The organism is Bradyrhizobium sp. Ce-3 (assembly GCF_022835695.1).
Classification (GTDB): Bacteria; Pseudomonadota; Alphaproteobacteria; order Rhizobiales; family Xanthobacteraceae; genus Bradyrhizobium.
Genome location: NZ_BQUV01000005.1, coordinates 585,849 through 606,805 on the forward strand (window position 1 = coordinate 585,849; position 20,957 = coordinate 606,805).

Annotated in this window: 18 protein-coding genes and 1 pseudogene; 14 read left to right on the plus strand and 5 right to left on the minus strand. The window is 64.6% G+C overall.

All coding sequences use genetic code 11. The features are described from left to right. The first annotated feature begins 11 nt into the window (after positions 1-11). Together BRSPCE3_RS20655 and BRSPCE3_RS20660 are read left to right on the plus strand one after the other, a co-directional pair. Positions 12-1,211, plus strand: coding sequence for a TrmJ/YjtD family RNA methyltransferase (locus BRSPCE3_RS20655; RefSeq protein ID WP_244067910.1), 1,200 nt, complete (start codon positions 12-14; stop codon positions 1,209-1,211). Between the two features lie 316 nt (positions 1,212-1,527). Beyond that, positions 1,528-2,454 carry a catalase family peroxidase gene (locus BRSPCE3_RS20660; RefSeq protein ID WP_244067953.1) on the plus strand — a complete coding sequence of 309 codons (927 nt, stop codon included), beginning with the start codon at positions 1,528-1,530 and terminating at the stop codon, positions 2,452-2,454. 27 nt (positions 2,455-2,481) lie between these two features. Here the strand turns inward: BRSPCE3_RS20660 and BRSPCE3_RS20665 are convergent, their stop codons facing one another. Continuing rightward, positions 2,482-3,408, minus strand: a complete 927-nt coding sequence (locus BRSPCE3_RS20665) for a helix-turn-helix domain-containing protein (protein ID WP_244067911.1) — start codon at positions 3,406-3,408, stop codon at positions 2,482-2,484. A gap of 171 nt (positions 3,409-3,579) precedes the next feature. After that, on the minus strand, positions 3,580-4,512 hold the full coding sequence (locus BRSPCE3_RS20670) for an AraC family transcriptional regulator (protein WP_244067912.1): 933 nt from the start codon (positions 4,510-4,512) through the stop codon (positions 3,580-3,582). A gap of 417 nt (positions 4,513-4,929) precedes the next feature. On the opposite strand from BRSPCE3_RS20670, the gene BRSPCE3_RS20675 reads away from it, so the two are divergent. The 4 genes from BRSPCE3_RS20675 (at position 4,930) to BRSPCE3_RS20690 (ending at position 10,362) form a co-directional block, all read left to right on the plus strand. Continuing rightward, the gene (locus BRSPCE3_RS20675; RefSeq protein ID WP_244067954.1) at positions 4,930-5,880 is read left to right on the plus strand and encodes an AraC family transcriptional regulator; all 951 of its coding nucleotides are present in this window, start codon (positions 4,930-4,932) and stop codon (positions 5,878-5,880) included. A 527-nt stretch (positions 5,881-6,407) separates the two neighbouring features. Continuing rightward, positions 6,408-7,559 carry an HlyD family secretion protein gene (locus tag BRSPCE3_RS20680; protein ID WP_244067913.1) on the plus strand — a complete coding sequence of 384 codons (1,152 nt, stop codon included), beginning with the start codon at positions 6,408-6,410 and terminating at the stop codon, positions 7,557-7,559. Between the two features lie 30 nt (positions 7,560-7,589). After that, a complete protein-coding gene (locus tag BRSPCE3_RS20685; RefSeq protein WP_244067914.1) occupies positions 7,590-9,194 on the plus strand; it encodes an MDR family MFS transporter in 1,605 nt (534 codons plus the stop codon). A gap of 259 nt (positions 9,195-9,453) precedes the next feature. Next, the gene (locus tag BRSPCE3_RS20690; RefSeq protein WP_244067915.1) at positions 9,454-10,362 is read left to right on the plus strand and encodes an MBL fold metallo-hydrolase; all 909 of its coding nucleotides are present in this window, start codon (positions 9,454-9,456) and stop codon (positions 10,360-10,362) included. Positions 10,363-10,435: 73 nt separating this feature from the next. On the opposite strand, the gene BRSPCE3_RS20695 is transcribed toward BRSPCE3_RS20690, so the two are convergent. Beyond that, positions 10,436-11,662, minus strand: a complete 1,227-nt coding sequence (locus tag BRSPCE3_RS20695) for an ABC transporter substrate-binding protein (RefSeq protein WP_244067916.1) — start codon at positions 11,660-11,662, stop codon at positions 10,436-10,438. Positions 11,663-12,027: 365 nt separating this feature from the next. Here BRSPCE3_RS20695 and BRSPCE3_RS20700 point away from each other — a divergent pair, with 365 nt between their 5' ends. Then, positions 12,028-13,164: a calcium-binding protein gene (locus tag BRSPCE3_RS20700; protein WP_244067917.1), complete on the plus strand. Its 1,137-nt coding sequence runs from the start codon at positions 12,028-12,030 to the stop codon at positions 13,162-13,164. Positions 13,165-13,236: 72 nt separating this feature from the next. Here the strand turns inward: BRSPCE3_RS20700 and BRSPCE3_RS20705 are convergent. After that, positions 13,237-13,673 (minus strand): annotated as a pseudogene (locus tag BRSPCE3_RS20705) (PACE efflux transporter). On the opposite strand from BRSPCE3_RS20705, the gene BRSPCE3_RS20710 reads away from it, so the two are divergent. The 3 genes from BRSPCE3_RS20710 to BRSPCE3_RS20720 all read left to right on the plus strand — a co-directional run bounded on the left by BRSPCE3_RS20710 (position 13,672) and on the right by BRSPCE3_RS20720 (position 15,544). Continuing rightward, positions 13,672-13,854, plus strand: coding sequence for a hypothetical protein (locus BRSPCE3_RS20710; protein WP_244067918.1), 183 nt, complete (start codon positions 13,672-13,674; stop codon positions 13,852-13,854). The pseudogene BRSPCE3_RS20705 and the gene BRSPCE3_RS20710 sit on opposite strands and share 2 nt — an antisense overlap. Further along, positions 13,829-14,719: a LysR family transcriptional regulator gene (locus BRSPCE3_RS20715; protein ID WP_244067919.1), complete on the plus strand. Its 891-nt coding sequence runs from the start codon at positions 13,829-13,831 to the stop codon at positions 14,717-14,719. Before BRSPCE3_RS20710 ends, BRSPCE3_RS20715 begins: the two co-directional genes overlap by 26 nt. Before the next feature lie 96 nt (positions 14,720-14,815). Next, a complete protein-coding gene (locus BRSPCE3_RS20720; protein WP_244067920.1) occupies positions 14,816-15,544 on the plus strand; it encodes an SDR family oxidoreductase in 729 nt (242 codons plus the stop codon). 146 nt (positions 15,545-15,690) lie between these two features. Here the strand turns inward: BRSPCE3_RS20720 and BRSPCE3_RS20725 are convergent, their stop codons facing one another. Further along, positions 15,691-16,341, minus strand: coding sequence for a TetR/AcrR family transcriptional regulator (locus BRSPCE3_RS20725; protein WP_244067921.1), 651 nt, complete (start codon positions 16,339-16,341; stop codon positions 15,691-15,693). A gap of 267 nt (positions 16,342-16,608) precedes the next feature. On the opposite strand from BRSPCE3_RS20725, the gene BRSPCE3_RS20730 reads away from it, so the two are divergent. From BRSPCE3_RS20730 to BRSPCE3_RS20745, 4 genes are all read left to right on the plus strand, one after another. Then, on the plus strand, positions 16,609-17,151 hold the full coding sequence (locus BRSPCE3_RS20730; protein WP_244067922.1) for an OsmC family protein: 543 nt from the start codon (positions 16,609-16,611) through the stop codon (positions 17,149-17,151). A gap of 36 nt (positions 17,152-17,187) precedes the next feature. Next, positions 17,188-18,315 carry an acyl-CoA dehydrogenase family protein gene (locus BRSPCE3_RS20735; RefSeq protein WP_244067923.1) on the plus strand — a complete coding sequence of 376 codons (1,128 nt, stop codon included), beginning with the start codon at positions 17,188-17,190 and terminating at the stop codon, positions 18,313-18,315. A 50-nt stretch (positions 18,316-18,365) separates the two neighbouring features. Then, positions 18,366-19,244 (plus strand): sulfurtransferase, encoded by an 879-nt coding sequence (locus BRSPCE3_RS20740; protein ID WP_244067924.1) that lies wholly within the window; start codon positions 18,366-18,368, stop codon positions 19,242-19,244. Positions 19,245-19,350: 106 nt separating this feature from the next. Next, positions 19,351-20,742, plus strand: a complete 1,392-nt coding sequence (locus BRSPCE3_RS20745; RefSeq protein WP_244067925.1) for a CmpA/NrtA family ABC transporter substrate-binding protein — start codon at positions 19,351-19,353, stop codon at positions 20,740-20,742. Positions 20,743-20,957: the final 215 nt, after the last annotated feature.

Consider the following 20,957-nt stretch of genomic DNA (forward strand, 5'->3'; position numbering starts at 1 on the left):
AGTGAAGTGAGATGTCCGGCACCGACAAGACCAAGGCAGGGCACGACCTTGCCGGTCCCGTCGTCATCCTGGTCGAGCCGCAGCTTGGCGAGAACATCGGCATGGCCGCGCGCGCGATGGGCAATTTCGCGCTGAGTAGGATGCGGATCGTCAATCCGCGCGACGGCTGGCCCAACATCGCCGCCGAGCGCGCCGCCGCCGGCGCCGACCACATCATCGGTTCCGTCGAATTGTTCGACACCGTCGAGCAAGCGATCGCCGATCTCACGCTGGTGTTTGCCACCACCGCGCGCGCCCACGACCAGGCCAAGCCGGTGGTCGGGCCGGAAGGCGCGGCCAAGGAGATCGTGAGCCATGTCGGATCCGGCGGCGGCGCCGGCATCCTGTTCGGGCGGGAGCGCTCCGGCCTGACCAACGACGAGGTCGCGCTCGCCAACCGCATCATCACCTATCCGGTCAACCCGGGGTTCGCCTCACTCAACCTGGCGCAGGCGGTGCTCTTGATGGGCTATGAATGGTTCAAGCTCTCGACCGCGGGCGCGTTGCCGTTCGCGATGCCGGAGCGGTCCGAGCCGGCCTCGCAGCACCAGATGCAGGCGTTCTTCGACAACCTCGTCGCCGAGCTCGACAAGGTCGAGTTCCTGCGGCCGGCCGAGAAGCGCGACACCATGCTGGTGAACCTGCGCAACATCTTCACCCGGATGGACCCGACCAAGCAGGACATGCACACGCTGCACGGCGTGGTGATGGCGATCGCCGAGGGCCGCAAGGGCCCGGCCAAGGGCGGGGTGCTCGACGGCGCCCAGGCGACAAGGCTGCGGGCGCTGCTCGCAGAGCAGGGCGGGGGCGGGGCGACCGCCGACAATTCCAGCACGGTGCGCGGGCTCGCCCGGCTGCTCCGCCGCAACCCGACCGATGCCGAACGCATCCTGTGGCAGGCGCTGACGCGGGACCGCCGCTTCGCCGGCCAATTCAAGCGCCAGACTCCGGTCGGCCGCCACATCCCGGACTTCGTCTCCTTCGCGCAGCGGACTGCGATCGAGCTGGTCAACGCCGGCGAGAGCGAGGCCATCGGCACGGACCGCGCCAAGCGCAGAGCCTGGCTCGAGGCACGCGACTATCGGGTGGTCGACATGCAGGTCGCCGATGTCGAGCGCGATCTCGACGGCGAGCTGGCCCGGCTGGAGGCGGAGCTTCGGCAGGGGCGGTGAGCTTGTCACTCTGTGCGCGTGGTAAGCATGGATTTGAGGGGCTCGCTCCACGCGTCGTCCTGGCGAGAGCCAGGACCCATAACCACCGCATTCGGTGATGAACGGGATCGCGGCCCCAGCGCCGTGCGACGATTGAGATTTGGGGTAATGGGTCCTGGCTTTCGCCAGGACGACGACGAGGACGCGGTGTCGTCACCCGCCAGCAAGATTGCTGCATTGACAGCAATCGCTCTGCAATCATGTCAATCGCTCGGGGGCAACGGCATGCCTGGCCCGGTAGATCGTCATCATGACCGACGATCGAACCAGGATCGCCATGTCCGCCTCGCCGAGGGGGGCAGCCACGCCCGCGTCGATCGTCGACGCCCTGAAAGCGGTGGCCGGCAATCCGGCGAAGGTGCGTGCGAGCTTTGCCAAGGGCCAGTGCGTCCATGGCACCTACATACCGTCGCATCAGGCGGAGGAGGTCACGAAATCGCGGAGCTTCACGCGGCCATCACGCGTGCTGGCGCGCTTCTCGCTGGGCGATGGCAATCCCGACGTGGCGGATACCGACAACCTCGCGCCGCGCGGCTTCAGCTTCAGGCTCGGCGACACCGATCATCGCTCCGACATCCTCGCGCAATGCGCGCCGGTCCATTATGCGCGGACGCTGGAGCAGATGTTGGCGTTCCTCGAGGTGCGCATCCCGGGGCCCGATGGAAAGCCCGACAGGGAGAGGGTCGAGGCGTTCTCTGCCGCCAATCCCGAAACGCTGCATCAGGCCGACTACATCGCCGCCCGGCCGCTGCCTGCGAGCTTTGCCTGCACGACCTATTGGGGCGTGCACTCCTTTCCCGCCACCAACGCAATGGGCGAGACCCGGTTCATCAAGTTCAAGATCGCGCCGGTCGGCGGGGATCTGACGCTGACCGCGGCGGAGGCCGGCGGGAAGTCGGCCAACTTCCTGCACGACGCGCTCGAGCGGCAGGTTGCCACCGGCAAGATCCGCTTCAGCGTGCTGGCGCTGCTCGACCGCCCCGGCGACCCGACCATGGACCCGACGATCCGATGGCCCGATGAGGACAATCGCGAAGCCGTGCGACTGGGGACGATCGTGATCACCGGCGTCGAGCCGAACGAAGCATGCGACGGCTCGATCTTCGATCCGGCAAATCTCGCCGAAGGTATCGGCCACCCGCAGGATGAAATCTTCGCGGCGCGTGCGGTCGCCTACGCGATCTCGCTGGCGAGACGCCGCTGATCGGACGCGGCCTGCCGCTGGCCGATATCACGTATTGCCTTCGGATCCGCCATACCTCTCGCGGCGCCACATCGCCGGGCTGACTCCGACCGCGGCCGAAAACACCCGCGTAAAGTGGCTCTGGTTGGCGAAGCCGGCCGATATCGCGATCTCGGCCAGCGGCAGGCCGCGAACGGTCATCAACTGCTTGGCCGCGTCGATGCGCTGGCGAAGCAGCCACTGGTGCGGTGGAAGCCCGACGGATGTTCGAAATGCGCGGGAAAAATGGCTGACCGAGAGACCCAACTCGGCCGCGATGTCCTGCAACGTGAATCTCCCGCCGAGATCGGACGCGAGCCTTTCGCAGGCCCGCTTCACCTGCCACGGAGCAAGACCGCCGCCGATCGGTTCGTTGTGCAGTCCGCCGTAGGCCTGAGCGACATGTGCCGTGAGCGCAAGCATCATGTGATCGATGAAAAGCTGGTTGGTCTCCGACGGCCGGCGCAGCGCCAGCAGAAGCGATGCGCCGATGTGATGCACGACCTCGTCGTGAAAGCCGGTGCCGAACTGACAGTCGAGCTGACCGGCACGCCGGACGCCGGACTGCTCCGCGATGCTGTTGAGCGCCAGCGCCGGAACGTAGAAATGCAGCGAGTGGAACGGCTTTTCGATCACGAAGCGCGGATTGTGCTTCATGTCGTACAGATACGTCGTGCCCGCCCGGATGTTCGGCTTTCCGATGCACTTGCCACGTTCCCAGTATTCGCAGTCGGGATAGTCGCGGAGTTTCAGGCTGACGATATACGCATCCTCGGGAACAACCTCACCGCAGAGACCGGGGACGGGACTGTCGTCACGCGTCTCGGTGGCTGCGATCTCGACGCCACGCACAGATCGCGTGATCAGCGATGACGGCACATCCTGAAGGCGCAGAAGCTCCCTGAACTTCTGACCGTGAAATCCGCTCTGTGCCATATCGGTCGGTCTCGTCGCCAGCAGCCAGGCAGCTTGTCGATCGCCTGCGTAGTCGCGGCCATTATCCGGTATCGGGATGCCGCGGTCTAGGGCCACAGGCCATCGGATGGCAATATGACCGCCTTGTGAAGGAATGGCTTCGCGGTCGACGCCGCCCGCCTTTGTCCGGGATCAGGTATCGCCCCGCGACGCGCCAAACGATTCGCGGCGCCACACGGCTGGGCTGACGCCGATCGCGGCCGAAAACACCCGCGTAAAGTGGCTCTGATTGGCAAAGCCGGCCGATATTGCGATCTCGGCCAACGACAGCTCGCGCACGCTCATCAACTGCTGCGCCACCTCGATGCGCTGGCGAAGCAGCCACTGGTGCGGCGCCAGGCCGGTGGAGATTCGAAATGCACGCGAGAAGTGGCTGACCGAGAGGTCAAACTCGGCCGCGATCTGCTGCAACAGCAGCTTTCCACCAAGATCGGACTCCAGCTTTTCTTGGGCGCGCTTGATCTGCCATGGGGCAAGCCCGCCGCGGGCCGATTCGGCGCGGCGCCGCATTCCGCCATAGGTCTGCGCGACGTGCACGGTGAAAGCGAGCAGCGTGTAATCGATGAAGAGCCGGTTGGTCTCAACCGGCCGACGCAGTGCCTGCAGGAGCGCTCCGCCGATGTGACGGACGACCGGATCGTCATGGCCGGCGCCGAACTGACAGGGCAGGTCACCAACGCGCAGTGCGCGGGACTGCTCGGCGATGCCGTCGAGCGCCGAGCGCGGAAGATAAAAATGGAGGGAGTGAAATGGCTTGTTGATGACGAACCGCGGATCGATCTTCATGTCGTACAGGTATGTCGCGCCCGCCTGGATATCGGCCGTGGTGACACACTTGCCGCGCGCCCAAAGCTCGCAGCTCGGATAGTTGTTAAGCTTCAGGCTGACGACATAGGAGTCCTCAAGGATCATCCCGCCGGAAAGGCTCCGCACGGGAGCATCGTCCCGGGTCTCCGTGACGGCGATTTCAGTGTTGCGCAGCGAACGCGTGATCAATGACGGCGGTTCATGGTCCAGGTGCAAGAACCGCCGGACATTCTGGCCGTAGAAGCCTCTCTGCGTCATGTGGTTCGGTCTCATCGCAAGGAGCCTGACGAGATCGCTCGCCGACCGCCTGCTCAGTCGCGTTCATTGTCCGGTATCGGGATGCCGTGGTCTAGGTCAGTAACCGATGGACCGCAATGATGACCGTGTTGTGAACGGACGATTGTCGCAATGATTTTCGCCGCCCGGCATCGATCAGCAATGCTGACCTAATGGGCTTGCTCCCATCACAAGGCGCCACCCCCGTAACCTTGCAGCAGGATCGGGCAAAGCACGGCCGTTTTGGGAAAGAACCCGTAGTTCTCCTTGCCTAATACGCGCGGCGAAAGCTCGCAGCATTTACCGGCCGAACGTCCGCAGACTCGACGCAACGACTTCACGCCATGGCGTGGAGTCGGGCGGGTGGCGCGCGTGGCCTCGCAATACGAGTACAAGCCGATGAGCAATCCGACCCCGCACGATGCACCGGAGCATTCGCAGGCCGCGCCCGAGGCGCGTCAAGCCGAAGCGCCGAGCGCCGACCATCGTCACGCCGATGCCGAGATGGCGCGGGTGCTCGGGACCACGCCGTTTCACATGGCTCTGGATGCCTCGGGCGCCGGGATCGCGCACTGGAAGCATGATCCGTTGCACGACGTCGTCGAGCCGATGACCCATCACGTCATCATGGCCTACAACGGCACGGTGCAGCACGTCGAGCGGCGGGCGGGACAATCGGTCGTGAACGGAACGTTCCGGCCCGGCGTCGTGATCATCATTCCGGAAGGATCAAGCTCGCGATGGGATATTCCAAAGCCCGTCGACGTGGTTCAGCTCTATCTTCCGCACGCCGCGCTGGCGCGCGTCGCGGACGAGGTCGACGGCGGCACGACCAAGGAAATCCTGGAGCGCACGGGGCATCCCGACGCCGTCACATCTCGATTGCTGCTCAGCGCAGCCGGCATCCTGGAGAGCAATGACGCGCTGGATAAATTGTTCAGGCAGCAACTGACGGAGTTGCTGGCGACGCGCCTGCTGGTGGCGCATGCCAGCGCGCCGGTCGCGGTTCAGCAGATCAGGGGAGGGTTGACGCCGAAGGCGCTGCTTCGCGCCATCGAGCGCTTGCGCTCGGACAGCGACGCTGACGTGTCGCTGTCGGCGCTCGCGTCGGACGCCGGCCTGTCGCGCTTCCACTTCTGCCGGGCCTTCAAGGAGAGCACCGGTCTTTCCCCCCATGCCTGGCTGCGCAAGTATCGGCTCGAGCAGGCGATGAACATGCTGCACGACACGGACGCATCGATCGTGTCCGTTGCGGCGGAGCTCGGCTATGCGTCGCAGACCGCCTTTGCCGCGGCGTTCAGGAAGCTGACCGGCGAAACGCCGAGCGATTGGCGGCGGCGCGCGCGTTAGCCGCAATCGCTCTTCAGCGACGGCAACCGCTCTGGGGCAGCCGCCGTGTCGATCCGATAGATCACCATCGCCACGACCGTAATGGATGGAGATCAACGATGATCCGGAACACATGGCTCACCCTTCCCGCAATCCTGCCGCGGCGCAGGGTCATTGCGAGCGCGATCGTATACGGCCTCTCGCTGGGCGTCCGCTTCACCTCGGCCACGGGCGAACAGGTGGAGCTCCACTCGATGGCAGCAACGCCCATCATCACAACAGACGATACGCCGGCATCTTACAACGGCTGGCCTCTGCGGCCGGTGCAGCCGGTTGCTCTTCGGTTCGCCCAGCCGCTGCCCGGGCGTTGTCACGCGGCCTGTGAACGCTCCGCGCCGGCGGCATCGGCGCCGGCATGCGGCGCTCCGTAAGCGCCGACCAAATTCGTCCACAACTTCGCGCCGTTGGCGATCCCGCAGAGCTTTCCACGACGGTGAGCGGCGACGCGCGTGCGCCCCTTTCGTGCACCACAATCTTCGGAGGATACCATGTCGACCGTTCCCTATGCCGCTGAACAGCGGACCAATGCACGCCCTTCTCCGACGCGGCTGGCAACCCGGCGCGCCGCGCTCGCGTTTGCCGCGGCGCTCGGCGTCGCCGGCGCGGCCGCTTTCGGCCGCTACTACATCACCACCGGCCGCTATCTGGAAACGACCGACGACGCCTACGTCAAGGCCGATTCCACCATCATCGCACCCAAGGTCTCCGGCTACATCGCCGAGGTGCTGGTCTCCGACAACGAGCCGGTCAAGGCCGGCCAAACCATGGCGCGGATCGACGATCGCGACTTCAAGGCCGCGCTGAAGCAGGCGCAGGCGGACGTCGCCGCATCCGACGCCGTCGTCAAGAACCTCAATGTACAGATCGAATTGCAGGAGCCGTTGATCGAGCAACAGGCGGCCGAGGTCGATGCGATCGACGCCAACCTGAAATTCGCCCAGCAGGAGCGCGCCCGCTACGACGAGCTCATGAAGTCCGGCGCCGGTACGATCCAGCGCGCCCAGCAGACCGATGCAGCATTGCGCGCGCAGAGCGCGCAGCTGCAGCAGGGCAAGGCGGGATTGATCGCGGCCAACAAGAAGATCGAGGTGCTCTCGACCCAGCGGGCGCAGGCGGTCGCGCAACTCAGTCGCGCGCGCGCGGTCGAGCAGCAGGCTGCGCTGAACCTCTCCTACACGGAGATCACGGCCCCGGTCGCGGGCACGGTCGGCGCGCGCACGCTCCGCGTCGGCCAATATGTCCAGGCCGGAACGCAGCTGATGGCGGTCGTGCCGCTCGACGCGGTCTATGTGGTCGCCAACTTCAAGGAGACGCAGCTGACGCATGTGCGCAACGGCCAGCCGGTCGAGCTGCGGGTCGACAGCTTCCACTCGACCAGGCTGAAGGGCCATGTCGACAGTCTCTCGCCTGCCAGCGGCCTGGAATTCGCGCTGCTGCCGCCCGACAACGCCACCGGCAACTTCACCAAGATCGTGCAGCGCGTGCCGGTGAAGATCGTGCTCGACGATCACAGCCTCAGCGGCCTGCTGCGGCCGGGCATGTCGGCAATTCCGACCGTCGACACCAAGTCGGCTGCGGTCGCCGAGCGCGTCGCCGAGAAGCGGATCGCAACGCGCGGCGGCGGTCCTGCTGCCGACTGATGCATCACTCTCGCACGCACGGAGGCCACCATGACGACACTCCAAGCCGCGATCGACGCCGCTCCCGCGAGCGAAAGCCCGTCCGCGTATCCCGCCGTCTCCGCCAAGACCTGGCTCGCGGTGAGCGGCGCCACGCTCGGCGCCTTCATGGCGGTGCTCAACATCCAGATCGTCAATGCCTCGCTGGCCGATATTCAGGGCGGGATCGGTGCGGGCATCGATGACGGCGGCTGGATCTCGACGTCCTATCTGATCGCCGAGATCGTCGTGATCCCGCTCTCGGGCTGGCTGGCCCAGGTGTTCTCTGTCCGTCTCTATCTGCTGACCAACGCATTCCTGTTCCTGGTGTTCTCGGCGGCGTGCGCGCTGGCGCAGGACCTGCCGCAGATGATCGCGCTGCGCGCCGTGCAGGGTTTCACCGGCGGCGTGCTGATCCCGATGGCGTTCACGCTGATCATCACGCTGCTGCCGAAGCCGAAGCAGCCGATCGGACTTGCGATGTTTGCGATCTCCGCGACCTTCGCGCCGGCGATCGGTCCGACCATCGGGGGCTATCTCACCGAGAATTTCGGCTGGGAATACATCTTCTACGTCAACGTCGTCCCGGGCGCGATCATGATCGCCATGCTGTTCTTCTCGCTGGAGGCGGCGCCGATGAAGCTGTCGCTGCTGCGCGAGGGCGACTGGGCCGGCATCGTCACCATGGCGATCGGGCTCGCCGCGCTTCAGACCGTGCTGGAAGAAGGCAACAAGGACGACTGGTTCGGCTCGCCCTTCATCGTTCGGCTGGCCGTGATTGCAGCGGTTGCGCTGGCGCTGTTCCTGGCAATCGAGCTGACCGTGAAGCGGCCGCTGCTCAATTTGAGCATCCTGTTCCGCCGCAATTTCGGGTTCGGCGTGCTCGCAAACTTCCTGCTTGGCGTTTCACTGTATGGCTCGGTCTATGTCCTGCCGGTCTACCTGTCCCGCATCCAGGGTTACAATTCGGAGCAGATCGGCATGGTGCTGGCCTGGACCGGCCTGCCGCAGCTCCTGCTGATCCCCCTAGTGCCTCGCCTGATGAAGCGCTTCGACCCGCGTCTGGTGATCGGCGTCGGCTTCGTGTTGTTCGGGGGTTCGAACTTCATGAACATTCACATGACGAACGACTATGCGGCCGACCAGCTGTTCTGGCCGAATGTCATTCGCGCCCTTGGTCAGGCACTGGTGTTCGCGCCGCTTTCCGCGGTTGCGACCGCGGGGATCGAGCAGGAGAACGCCGGCTCGGCTTCGGCCCTGTTCAACATGATGCGAAACCTCGGTGGCGCGATCGGCATCGCCGCACTGCAGACGCTGCTCACCAAGCGCGAGCAATATCACTCCAACGTGCTCACCCAGCACGTCACGATGTTCGAGCAGGCGACCAGGGCCCGGCTCGATCAACTCACGCAGTACTTCATCAGCCATGGTGTGGTCGACCGGGTGGACGCGGTTCACCACGCCTATGTCGCGATCGGCAAGGTGGTCCAGAAGCAGGCGTTCATCCTCGGCTTCAGCGATACCTTCTATCTGCTCGGCATATCCCAGATCGTCGCGCTGATGGCCGCGCTGATGCTGACGAAACCCGACCGTCTCGATGGCGGCGGCGGCCACTGACCGTCTTCAATCCTGGAGGAGACCGGCCATGAAGCCCCGCATGAACTTCCAACAGGCATCCGCAGATGCGTTCGCCGCAATCGCTCTACAGCAACGGCAACCGCTCTGGCGCAGCGCCAGACCTGATCAGCTAGACCATCACCAGCATTGACCGCGCTTCGTACGCGGGACGTGCGGCCCGCCCAGGCTCCGCCACGGGATCGAAAGCTGGAGCATCGAAAATGAATCTGATGATCCCAACACTCAGCAGGAGACAGACATGAACCTCAACATCTCACATCCCGCAAAGCCCGAAGAGCTGGTGCCGTCGCGCTACGCACTGCGGATCGGTGACATCGACGTGCTGGTGGTCAGCGACGGCGTGCTTCCGCTGCCAACCCAAATGCTGGCGCACAATGCCGACCCGGCGGTTCGCGCGGCCTGGCTGGACGATCAGTTCCTGCCGCCGGATGCGTTCGACTGGGCGCTGAACGTGGTTGTGGTCCGCAGCGGCGGGAAGACGATCCTCGTCGACGCCGGGCTGGGTTCGGACCCGGACCTGCACCTGCCGCGGGCCGGCCAGACGATCAAGCGTCTGGAGGCGGCCGGCATCGATCTCGGGGCCGTGACCGACGTGGTGCTGACCCACATGCACATGGATCACGTTGGCGGGCTGCTCGTCGAGGGCGTGAAGCAGCAGCTGCGTCCGGACCTGCGGATTCATGTGGCGGAAGCCGAGGTCAAGTTCTGGGAGGCGCCCGATTTCTCCCGCGTCGCGATGCCGCCGGGATTCCCGGACGCGCTGCGCGCGACCGCCAAGCGGTTCGTGAACGAGTACCGCAACCAGCTGCGCACCTTCAAGGATGAGCACGAGGTGGCACCGGGCGTTGTCATCTCTCGCACCGGCGGCCATACCCCCGGGCACAGCGTGGTTCGCCTGGCGTCCGGCGGCGACCGGCTGACCTTCGCCGGTGATCTCGTATTCGCCGTCGGATTCGAGCATCCCGATTGGCACAACGGCTTCGAACACGACCCCGAGGAGGCGGCCCGCGCCCGCATCCGTCTGCTGCGCGAGCTGGCGGCGAACCGCGAGCTGCTGGTCGCCACCCATATGCCGTTCCCGTCGGTCGGCCATGTCGCGGTGGAGGGTGATGCCTTCCGCTGGGTGCCGGCCTATTGGGACTACTGAGGGCTTGCCAGGATAGGGCCGAAGGCGGGCGCGTGCTCACGATGTCGAGTGCGCGCCCTGCGCGGCGCCGCGATCAGGCCTTCGAGATGCCGCCGTCGATCACCGATCCCATCGGCTCATAACGTTCGCCGCTGAAGCGCGTCAGCTGCAACTGCTCGAGCGGATAGTAGTCCGATGGCGAGGTGTTGATCTTGATGCCTGGCAGCAGCATGTCGGATTCGACCTCTTTCAGGTTCGCCGCCTGCTTGATGATGTTCTCGGACGACATGTCGTCACCGCACTGCTTGAGCACCTGGACCAGGATCTGGCTGGTGAGGTAGCCGGTGACGGCGTAGATGTCGTTCTTGGCCGCCGCCGGATCGTATTTGTCGAGGAAGGCGCGCCACTTCTGGATCGCGGGATCGCTGTCCCAGGCGGCATCGACCGGATCCTTCAGATAGGCGCTCGAAATGATCCCCTTGGACACGTCGAAGCCCGCGGCCTTCAGCGTCGAGCCGGCGGAGGAGGCGTTGTTGCCGATGTAATGCGCCGGCTGCCAGCCGAGCTCGGCGATCTTCTTGATGCCTTGCGCGGCGAATTTCGGCGTGGTCATGCTCATGAACACGTTGGCGCCGGCGGATTTGCAACGGACCACCTGGCTGTCGATCGTCGGGTCCGCGGTCTCATACGATAGCTCGGCCACGATCGCCGACGTCTTGGCGCCCAAACCGTCCCTGAAACCCTTCAGCACGTCGCGTCCGAAATCGTCGTTCTGGTAGACGATGCCGATCTTCGGATCATTCTGTGTCGACAGCACGTGCTGCGCAAAGGCGCGGCCCTCGATTTGGTAGCAGGGCTGGAAACCCATGGTGTAGGGGAAGTTCTTGTAGTCACCGAACTTGGTGGCGCCGGAGGCGATGAAGAGGTGCGGGATCTTCTTCTGGTTCATGTATTTCATGATCGCCGCATTGGTCGGCGCGCCGAGCGGCGCGAACAGCACGTCGATCTCGTCGCCTTCGACCAGCTTGCGCGCCTGTTCCACGGTCTTGGCCGGGCTGTAGGCGTCGTCATAGGTGATGTACCGGATCATGCGGCCGTTGATGCCGCCTTGCTCGTTGATCATCTTGAAATAGCCGCCGGGGGTGCGGCCGATCGACGAATAGACCGCAGCCGGTCCCGAATAGGCGTCGATGTTGCCGATCACGATCTCGGTCTTACCCTTGGCAATCGCGGGCCTGCCGAGCAGCAGCGTGGCCGATGTGGCGGCTACGCCCTTGATGAGATGACGGCGGGTTGGCTGGATCGAACTTGCTCTTGTCATTGTAGTCCTCCGCTTCTTGTTGTTGGCCGTTTGGCTTTGTTGGCCGTTTGGCAGGCCTCTGACGGGCCTATCGGCTTGCAGCATTCCACAGCACCCAGGCTGGATCAAACCAGTCTATGAGCGCGGTGCTGTGGAACTTGTGTGGAGTCGCTACGATCAGGAATATCGGCGCGGTGTCAGGGTGCGGAGCGGCGCTTCAGGGTTTGACTGACCAGGCGCGCCCGCATGTTGTGAGTGAGCGCCCTTGCTGCCTGTGACAGCTTACCACGCGTGGGGCGCCGCCATCCCCGCTATCGCTTGTCGTTCGGACGTTGCAAGATGCGATGATATAGCAATGTTTTTGATGACGCAGAGGTAGAGGCAACGTGCCGGTATTTTATGGCGGTGACGCCGACGATTTCCCACCGCTCTCGGATGGTTATGATGCGCTGTACGGCGGGCAGGGCAACGACACGTTGGGCAGCACCGTGCCCGGCTTCGATTATTTCGACGGCGGAACCGGCAACGACTTCCTCGATGGTCTGTTCTTTGGCGCCGCGTCCGGCGCCTTCTATGGCGGCGACGGCAACGACGAAATCCGGACTGTCGATACGCTCGGCACCAGCTATCAGTACGGCGGAAGCGGCGACGACTTCATCTACAGCGACAACATAGCTGCACCGCAAGGCGAGAACCGGTCCGACGGCGGCGTCGGTAGCGATGCGTTATGGGGTGCCAGCGGCGTCGATATCATGTTCGGGGGCGAAGGTGACGATGACGGGCGCACGATCGCCGTCGGTGCGGGCATCGGCGCGACCACGCTGGCGTCGGGCCTCTATGGCGGGTTCGGTAACGACATTCTGTCCGGTGATGCCGGCAATGATTTGCTGTTCGGCGGCTACGACAAGGATCTGCTCTACGGAGGAACCGGCAACGACACCTTGTACGGCGATAACGACAGCGACACCCTGGTCGGAGATCAGGGCGTCGATCTGCTCGAGGGCGGCGAGGGGAACGATTGGCTCTACATGGGCAGCGGCGATGGCGGCAACGGCTACGGCGGCGCTGGCAATGACGTCATCGTCGCGACGCGCGGTTCCTCGATCCAGAATGGCGACGACGGTTACGATTATCTGTACGGCAACCAGGGCAACGACTACCTGTATGGCGGGTACGGCGACGACACGATGTATGGCGGGGGCGGCGTCGACGTGCTGCTCGGCGGTGCCGGCAACGACTATTTCGATGGCGGCACCGGCGTAAACTACTATTTCGGTGGTGGCGGCAACAACATTTTTGTCTCCAGCGACGCGCCGAGCGTCCAGGTGATCCAGGATTGGGACTCAGCCACGGATGTCGTGCAGCTGAACGGCTCCGGCTTCACGTCATTCGCCGATGTTCTCCAGCACGCCTATCAGAACGGTGCCTATTTTGTCATTCAGGTCGATGGCGACACGGCGGTGTGGCTGAACGTTGCAACGGCCGGTTCGCTCACGGCGGCGAATGTCGCTATTGTGAGCTGACGGCATCCAATTGCATCCGGGAGCGAACTCAGGCCGCCAAGCCGCGTCTGCTTATGGCCGCGCCACGGCCGCTCAAGCCGGCAGTGCGCGGCTGGCCGTGCGATCGTGTGTGCCCGGCTCACGCACCGGAAAGATGCGATCGTAGGCGATGTTGAACACGAACGCGTAGACCAGATAGAACGCGACGATCGAGATATCCATCATCAGCGCGGCCCACAGCGAGACGCCGAGGTACCAGGCGACGAACGGGATCAGCAGCACGATCAGGCCGGCCTCGAACAGCATCGCGTGCGCGACCCGGATCGGCATCGTCTTGGCGACACGGCCGGTGACGCGGATCAGCGCGTGGTCGAAGCCGAGATTGAACAGCAGGTTCCAGACCGTCGCCACCGTCGCCGAGACGATGCCGATGACGCCCATATGGGCCAGGCGGCCGCCGGCGTGAAGATGGCGATACCGATCAGCTCGAACAGGACTGCGTGCCTGATCCGGTCGGAGAAGGAACGCATGATCATTTTGAAACCCTTTCTAAGTTCTTGTTTTGACGCGTTTTCTTCACGCGAACCGGTAGCCGCTGCGCTCGAAAACATTCTCGTCATTGCGACCGAGTTTCTATCTGATATTGTGCCAGTACAAAGTTATATAGCATCTGAAAAAGAGATAGATGTCCGTCTCCATGGACCAGCTTGAATCCTTCGTGGCGGCGGCCGAGCAGGGCTCGTTCTCAGGTGCGGCAAGGCTGTTGAAGAAAGCGCAATCGGCGGTCAGCACGCATGTCGCCAATTTGGAAACCGATCTCGGCATCGCGCTGTTCGATCGCGCCGGTCGCAACCCGGTGCTGACCGAAGCGGGTGCGCGGCTGTTGCCGGAAGCCAGGCTGATCCTCGATCGCCGCGAGCACCTGATCGGGGTTGCCAGCAGTTTCGAGGCGCATGTCGAGAAGCGCCTGGTGGTGGCAATCGACGAGCTTTATCCGGAGAGCGCGGTCGGCGAGCTGTTTGCGGAATTCGCCAAACGCTTTCCCCATGTCGAGCTGGAGCTGCTGTTTCCGATCATGGAGGACGTCAGCCGCCTCGTGCTCGACGGCAAGGCCGATGTCGGCGTGATGTGGCGGCAGGAGCAGCTGCCGCCCGAGCTCGGCTTCAAGACCATCGGCTGGGTGCCGCTGCAGCTCGTCTGCGGCAAGAACCATCCGCTGGCGCAGGGCCGGGTGGATTGGGAGGAGCTGAAGCGGCACCGCCAGATCATGGTCACGGTGCGCAACGAAGGCACGGAGCGGCACCGGTTGCGTGTCGCAGCCGAGGTGTGGTGGGTCGAGAGCCATTGGGTGATCCTGCAGATCCTCAAGCAGGGCGTCGGCTGGGCGCTGATCCCGGCCCACATCATGGCGAGCTCGCAGATTGCCGATGATCTTGCCATTCCCGAACTCGAATTCGACGAAGGCGCCCATCCCGTCGCGCTCGAAGTGGTCTGGCACAAGCAGCGGCCGGCGGGGCCGGCGGCAAAATGGCTGCGGCGCCGCTTCGCCACGCGGCCGCCGATGCTTCGCATGTGACCGGATAGGCGCGCCGCCGCTCATCGCATGGTGAGCTGACAGCACGGCCGTGATGTGCTGCCATGCGTGCCGCAGTGACCTGACGGGGTGGAGACGATGGCGAAGCAACTGGAAGGCAAGGTGGCAGCCGTCACCGGGGCGGCGTCGGGCATTGGACTGGCGAGCAGCGAGGCGATGCTTTCGGCCGGCGCGCGCGTGGTGATGGTCGACCGTGACGCGGCTGCGCTGCAAGCGCTCGTCGCCAAGCACGGCGATGCCGTGATCCCGCTGGTCATCGACCTGCTCGACCCGAAGGCGTGCGCGAGCCTGCTGCCGCTCGTGCTCGAGCAGGCCGGCCAGCTCGACATCCTGCACGCCAATGCCGGGATCTATGTCGGCGGCGACCTCGTCGATGCGGATAGCGGCGCGATCGACCGGATGCTGAACCTCAACGTCAATGTCGTGATGAAGAACGTGCACGACGTGCTGCCGCACATGATCGCGCGGGCGACCGGCGACATCATCGTCACCAGCTCGCTCGCGGCGCATTTCCCGACGCCGTGGGAGCCGGTCTATGCGTCGTCGAAATGGGCGATCAACTGCTTCGTGCAGACGGTGCGGCGCCAGGTATTCAAGCACGGCATCCGCGTCGGCTCGATCTCGCCGGGGCCCGTGATCAGCGCGCTGCTTGCCGACTGGCCGGCGGAGAAGCTCGCGGAGGCCAAGGCGGCGGGCAGCCTGCTGGAAGCCGGCGAAGTGGCCGAGGTCGTGATGTTCATGCTGACCCGGCCGCGCGGCATGACCATCCGCGACGTCGTGATGCTGCCGACGAATTTCGATCTGTAGGTTCTGTCGATCCGTTCTCGTCATTGCGAGGAGCGACAGCGACGAAGCAATCCATGCCTCCGCTTGTCGCGCGATGGACTGCTTCACTTCGCTCGCAATGACGTGACGAATCCTTAGCGTAGCAGGATGCCGAGAGAGAGGCCGGACTACACTGTCTCGAGTTCGCTTGCGCGCTTCGGCTTCTTCGCCTTGGCCGGCGCGAACAGATTGCTCGCGGCGAGCCCTGCGGTGTCGGCGACGCCGGGGTCACAGGACACCATGGCAGCGACGATGGCGCCGTCGATCAGCAGCGCGAGCTGGTGCGCGAGCACGGCCGGCTCAGTCGCGCCCATTTCACTTGCAAGCTTCTCGATATGCGCCAGCACCACCTTCTTGTGCTTCAGCGCAATGTTGCGGAACTGCTTGGCGTCCTTGTCGTGCTCGGCGACCGCGTTGATGAAGGGGCAGCCGTAGAAGCGCTCCTCGGCGAACCAGGTCTTCAGGGCAGGGAAGATCCGCGCCAGCTTGGTCTGCGGATCGCCGCCGCCGGCTTCGATCGCCCCGATGAACCATTCGCGCCACTGCTTGCCTTCGCTCTCCAGCACCGCATGCACGAGGTTGGTCTTCGAGCCGAACAGCTTGTAGAGCGTGGTCTTCGCGGTGCCGGCCTCGTCGATGATCGCATCGATCCCGGTGGCGTTGATGCCGTTCTTGCAGAACAGATGCGTCGCCGCATTGAGCAGGCGCCCGCGCGCCGATTCATCGTCGCCGGCGGTGAACGCCGCGGCAGGTTTTTTCTTCGCAAGCGATTTGGCCATGCGCGGCAGTAAATCGGAGCGCGGCAGAATCATCAAGCCGCATCTTCACGGGGGCGGGCATGTGCGCCGTCCTGCGCTCAAAATAGTCGCTGCGGCGCGGCAGATGCACCGCGTTTGAGCAGCCGCGCGCTGATCAATCCGCAGGCAAGCACAGCTAAGCGTCTGCCGGATTTCGCCTTTTATTTTTGGGTCGGACTGGCACGCTTCGTGCAGGAAACAGACCGTTCGGTATCCTGACCAAATCCATCGCTCCCAGGGAGAAAACTGATGACCGCTGTCGCCCAGAAAACCGCACTGACCGGCTGCCTCGCGCCGATCGACAGAGGCGGGCTCGAGCAGCTGATTGCCAACGGCAAGGCCAACCCGAAGGTGATCAAGACCTTGAAGTGCAAGACGGTGGCCGAAGGCAAGTTCCGCCACGCCAACTACATCCGCAACCTCGCGCCCTACATCGTCGACGAGCCGCCGGGCCTGCTCGGTGACGACACCGCGCCCAATCCCTCCGAGGCTTCGCTCGCCGCGCTCGGCTCCTGCCTCGCGGTCGGCCTGCACGCCAACGCAGTGCATCGCGGCTGGACCGTCAACAAGCTCGAGCTGGAGCTGGAGGGCGATCTCAACATCACCGCGGTGTGGGGCACCGGCGACGTCAGCGAGAAGCCGGTCGGCTTCACCGACGTCCGCGTCAAGGTCGACATGGAATGCGAGGGTGTCCCGCAAGGCGAGATCGATGCGCTGGTGGCGCATGTGAAGAAGTGGTCGCCGGTCGCCAACACCTTCACCCGTCCCGTCAATCTCGAGGTCAGCGCGTAAACGCCCGACCGGCAATTCAAGGTGCGGAGATCATCCATGGGTTCACTGGCTTTATCGCGGGTCGCAGCTCAAGATCCCGCACCGACCATTGCGGACGAGGTTGCCCGTCTCGCCCGTCAGGAGCTGGCGCCGATCGCAGCCGCGGTCGATGCCGGCTCGGTCTATCCCGGCGAATTCCTGCGCCGGCTCGGCAAGGTCGGCGCCTGGAGCAGCCACGTGCCGCAGGAGGGGCCTGCCGACCTGCGCTGGGCGATCCAGTCGATGGCTGCGCTCGGCGAGGTCTGCGGCGCCACCGCCTTCATGGCGTGGTGCCAGAACACGCTGGTCTGGTACGTCGCCAATTCGACCAACATGAAGCTCGCCGCGCGCTTCGGCAATTGCTTCTCCAGCGGGCGCGCGCTCGGCGGCACCGGGCTGTCCAACCCGATGAAGAGCTTCTTCGGCATCGAGCGGCTGAAGCTGAAGGGCCGCAAGGTCGAGGGCGGCTACATCGTCCGTGGCGCGCTGCCCTGGGTGTCGAACCTCGGGCCCGACCATTACTTCGGCACGATCTTCGAGCGCGAGGACGAGGGCGCCAAGGGCGAGCCGGGCGGAACGGTGATGTTCCTTGCCGATTGCTCCGATCCCGCGATCACGCTGACGCCCTGCAAGCCGTTCCTGGCGATGGACGGCACCGGCACCTACGGCGTGCAGTTTCGCGACGTGTTCGTGCCGGACGAACTGATCCTGGCCGAACCGGCCGCGCCGTTCGTCACGAGGATCCGCGCCGGCTTCATCCTGCTGCAGGCCGGCATGGGCCTCGGGCTGATGAAGGACTGCATCAACATCATGGACGAGGTCCATGCGCCGCTCGGTCACGTCAACCGCTATTTGCCGCAGCAGCCGCTGCAATTCCGCGAGCTCTATGCCGAGTTCGAGAAGGAGGCGATGGCGCTGGCGAGCGACCCCTACAATACCGATGACAGCTACTGGCGCCGCGTCGTCGCGCTGCGCCTGCGGATCGGCGATGCCAGCGTCGCGTTCGCCCATGGTGCGATGCTCCATTGCGGCGCGCGCGGCTATCTGATGAGCCACCGCGCCCAGCGCAGGCTGCGCGAGGCCTATTTCGTCGCCATCGTCACGCCCGCCACCAAGCAGCTGCGCAAGATGCTGGCGGACGCATGAGAAGAGTTCGGGACCACCAAGACTAGCAACCACAAACAGGAGAGGCTGCCATGACGGACGTTCTGATCACCGCCGGCGAACTTGCCGAGCTCGTCAAGAAAGAACCGTGTGTCATCATCGACACGCGGAATCCGGATGCCTATGCGGCCGGCCATCTGCTCGGTGCCGTCAATGTGCATGACATCTTCACGTTCCTGGCGACCTCGACGCCGGAGGGCATCCACGAGCTCAAGACCAAGTTCGCCGATGCGTTCGGCGCCGCTGGCCTCTCCGGCAAGGAGACCGCCGTGATCTACGAGCAGTCGATGAATTCCGGCTTCGGCCAGTCCTGCCGCGGCTACTACCTGCTGACGATGCTCGGCTACCCCAAGATCAAGGTGCTGCATGGCGGCTTCGATGCCTGGAAGGCGGCCGACCTTCCCGTGACCACCGACGTTGCGGTGCCGCCGAAGGCCTCCTTTGCGATCGTGCCGGAGGCCGGTGACATCATGATCGACGCCAAGGCGATGCTGGGGGCGGTCGGCAAGCCCGGCGTTGCGATCCTCGACGTGCGCGACGTCGACGAATGGATCGGCGAAAGCTCCTCGCCCTACGGCAAGGATTTCTGCCCGCGCAAGGGCCGCATCCCCGGCGCGGTGTGGCTGGAATGGTACCGGATGATGAAGCCGACCGCCGAAGGCCCGCGCTTCAAGTCGAAGGACGAGATCCTGGCGGAATGCGCCACCGTCGGCATCTCGCAGACCACGCCGGTCTATCTCTACTGCTTCAAGGGGGCGCGCGCCTCGAACACCTTCCTGGCGCTGAAGAACGCCGGCGTGAAGGACGTGCGGATGTACTTCGGCTCCTGGAACGAGTGGTCACGCGACCCCGCGCTGCCGATCGACGAGGGCTTGCCGACGGCTGCCGTCGTCACCGGCAAGGCGGCATAGAACCTGCATGTTTGTCGGCATCCGGCGGCGCAAAACGCGGCCGGATGCCGATCAATGAACCGGATCGCGGGGCTCTCTGTGGTTCGGTGCGACAATGGGGCGCAGCATGTCCATCTTTAACGATCCCTTCGACGCCGATCGCGCGCTGACGCGGCCGGGTTGCGCCTGCGGCCAGCATCGCTCGACGGCCGAGCACGAACATGCCGCCCATACGCTGCGCTGCGAACCGGTGGCCGGCGTGAGCGAGGAGACGCGCTACGAAGGCATCGTCGCGTCGGCGGTGATGCGGGCGGTGTTTCCGCAAGACAATGCGCGCCGCGCCTTCCTGAAATCGGTCGGCGCTGCGACCGCGCTCGCCGCGCTGTCGGAGTTCTTCCCGCTGAAGACGGCGACCGAGGCGTTCGCCGATGCCGGAGCGCCGGAGAAGAAGGACCTCAAGGTCGGCTTCATCCCGATCACCTGCGCCACCCCGATCATCATGGCGGCGCCGCTCGGCTTCTATGCCAAGCAGGGCCTCAACGTCGAGGTGGTGAAGACCGCCGGCTGGGCTGTGATCCGCGACAAGACCATCAACAAGGAATACGACGCCGCCCACATGCTGGCGCCGATGCCGATCGCGATCTCGCTCGGCCTTGGTGCCAACGCGATACCCTTCACCGTGCCCGCGATCGAGAACATCAACGGGCAGGGCATCACGCTTGCGATGAAGCACAAGGACAAGCGCGATCCGAAGGACTGGAAGGGCATGAAGTTCGCCATTCCGTTCGATTACTCCATGCACAATTATCTGCTGCGCTACTATCTCGCCGAGCACGGGCTCGATCCGGACACCGATGTGCAGCTCCGCTCGGTGCCGCCGCCGGAGATGGTCGCCAACCTGCGCGCCGACAACATCGACGGTTTCCTCGCGCCCGACAATATCTGCCAGCGCGCGATCTATGACGGGGTCGGCTTCCTGCACATCCTCTCCAAGGAGATCTGGGACGGCCATCCCTGCTGCAGCTTTGCCGCCAGCCGGGAGTTCATCACGACGGCGCCGAATTCCTTCGCGGCGCTGACCCGCGCCATCGTCGATGCCACCGGCTACGCATCGAAGGCCGAGAACCGCAAGCAGATCGCAGAGGCGATCGCGCCGGCCAACTACATCAACGCGCCGGTGACGGTGCTGGAGCAGGTGTTGACCGGCACCTATGCCGATGGCCTCGGCGGCGTGAAGACCGATCCGAAGCGCGTCGACTTCGATCCGTTCCCCTGGCAGTCCTTTGCGGTGTGGATGCTGACGCAGATGAAACGCTGGGGCCAGATCAAGGGCGACGTCGACTACAAGGCGGTCGCCGAGCAGGTCTATCTGGCGACCGACACGAGGAAGGTGATGGCCGAGATGGGGCTTTCGCCGCCGGCGACGTCATACAAGTCGTTCTCGGTGATGGGCAAGACGTTCGATCCGGCCAAGCCCGACGATTATCTGGCGAGCTTCAAGATCAGGAAGTCGTCGTGAGGGGCCAGGCTTTCTCCACGGCGTCGTCCCGGCGAAGGCCGGGACCCATAACCACGACCGCTAGCGATTGTGCACGGCGTCTCCCCGCGTGCCCCATCGAGAGGCCGCGGCGTATGGGTCCCTGTGTCTGGAAAGTCTGTCATGATGGGGTGGGCGGGAAGCCGTTGGGTCCTTGGCGCTTGACGCCGTGAGCCGGCTCGGTCTCCCGCCCGTTC

Excerpts from the sequence above, each read along its gene's own strand:
- BRSPCE3_RS20670 (WP_244067912.1), bottom strand. The coding sequence starts at position 4,512 with ATGACGCAGAGAGGCTTCTACGGCCAGAATGTCCGGCGGTTCTTGCAC.
- BRSPCE3_RS20725 (WP_244067921.1), bottom strand. The coding sequence starts at position 16,341 with ATGGCCAAATCGCTTGCGAAGAAAAAACCTGCCGCGGCGTTCACCGCC.
- BRSPCE3_RS20680 (WP_244067913.1), top strand. The coding sequence starts at position 6,408 with ATGTCGACCGTTCCCTATGCCGCTGAACAGCGGACCAATGCACGCCCT.
- BRSPCE3_RS20675 (WP_244067954.1), top strand. The coding sequence starts at position 4,930 with ATGAGCAATCCGACCCCGCACGATGCACCGGAGCATTCGCAGGCCGCG.
- BRSPCE3_RS20660 (WP_244067953.1), top strand. The coding sequence starts at position 1,528 with ATGTCCGCCTCGCCGAGGGGGGCAGCCACGCCCGCGTCGATCGTCGAC.
- BRSPCE3_RS20745 (WP_244067925.1), top strand. The coding sequence starts at position 19,351 with ATGTCCATCTTTAACGATCCCTTCGACGCCGATCGCGCGCTGACGCGG.
- BRSPCE3_RS20690 (WP_244067915.1), top strand. The coding sequence starts at position 9,454 with ATGAACCTCAACATCTCACATCCCGCAAAGCCCGAAGAGCTGGTGCCG.
- BRSPCE3_RS20735 (WP_244067923.1), top strand. The coding sequence starts at position 17,188 with ATGGGTTCACTGGCTTTATCGCGGGTCGCAGCTCAAGATCCCGCACCG.
- BRSPCE3_RS20715 (WP_244067919.1), top strand. The coding sequence starts at position 13,829 with ATGTCCGTCTCCATGGACCAGCTTGAATCCTTCGTGGCGGCGGCCGAG.
- BRSPCE3_RS20695 (WP_244067916.1), bottom strand. The coding sequence starts at position 11,662 with ATGACAAGAGCAAGTTCGATCCAGCCAACCCGCCGTCATCTCATCAAG.
- BRSPCE3_RS20710 (WP_244067918.1), top strand. The coding sequence starts at position 13,672 with ATGATCATTTTGAAACCCTTTCTAAGTTCTTGTTTTGACGCGTTTTCT.
- BRSPCE3_RS20730 (WP_244067922.1), top strand. The coding sequence starts at position 16,609 with ATGACCGCTGTCGCCCAGAAAACCGCACTGACCGGCTGCCTCGCGCCG.
- BRSPCE3_RS20685 (WP_244067914.1), top strand. The coding sequence starts at position 7,590 with ATGACGACACTCCAAGCCGCGATCGACGCCGCTCCCGCGAGCGAAAGC.
- BRSPCE3_RS20740 (WP_244067924.1), top strand. The coding sequence starts at position 18,366 with ATGACGGACGTTCTGATCACCGCCGGCGAACTTGCCGAGCTCGTCAAG.
- BRSPCE3_RS20665 (WP_244067911.1), bottom strand. The coding sequence starts at position 3,408 with ATGGCACAGAGCGGATTTCACGGTCAGAAGTTCAGGGAGCTTCTGCGC.
- BRSPCE3_RS20720 (WP_244067920.1), top strand. The coding sequence starts at position 14,816 with ATGGCGAAGCAACTGGAAGGCAAGGTGGCAGCCGTCACCGGGGCGGCG.
- BRSPCE3_RS20655 (WP_244067910.1), top strand. The coding sequence starts at position 12 with ATGTCCGGCACCGACAAGACCAAGGCAGGGCACGACCTTGCCGGTCCC.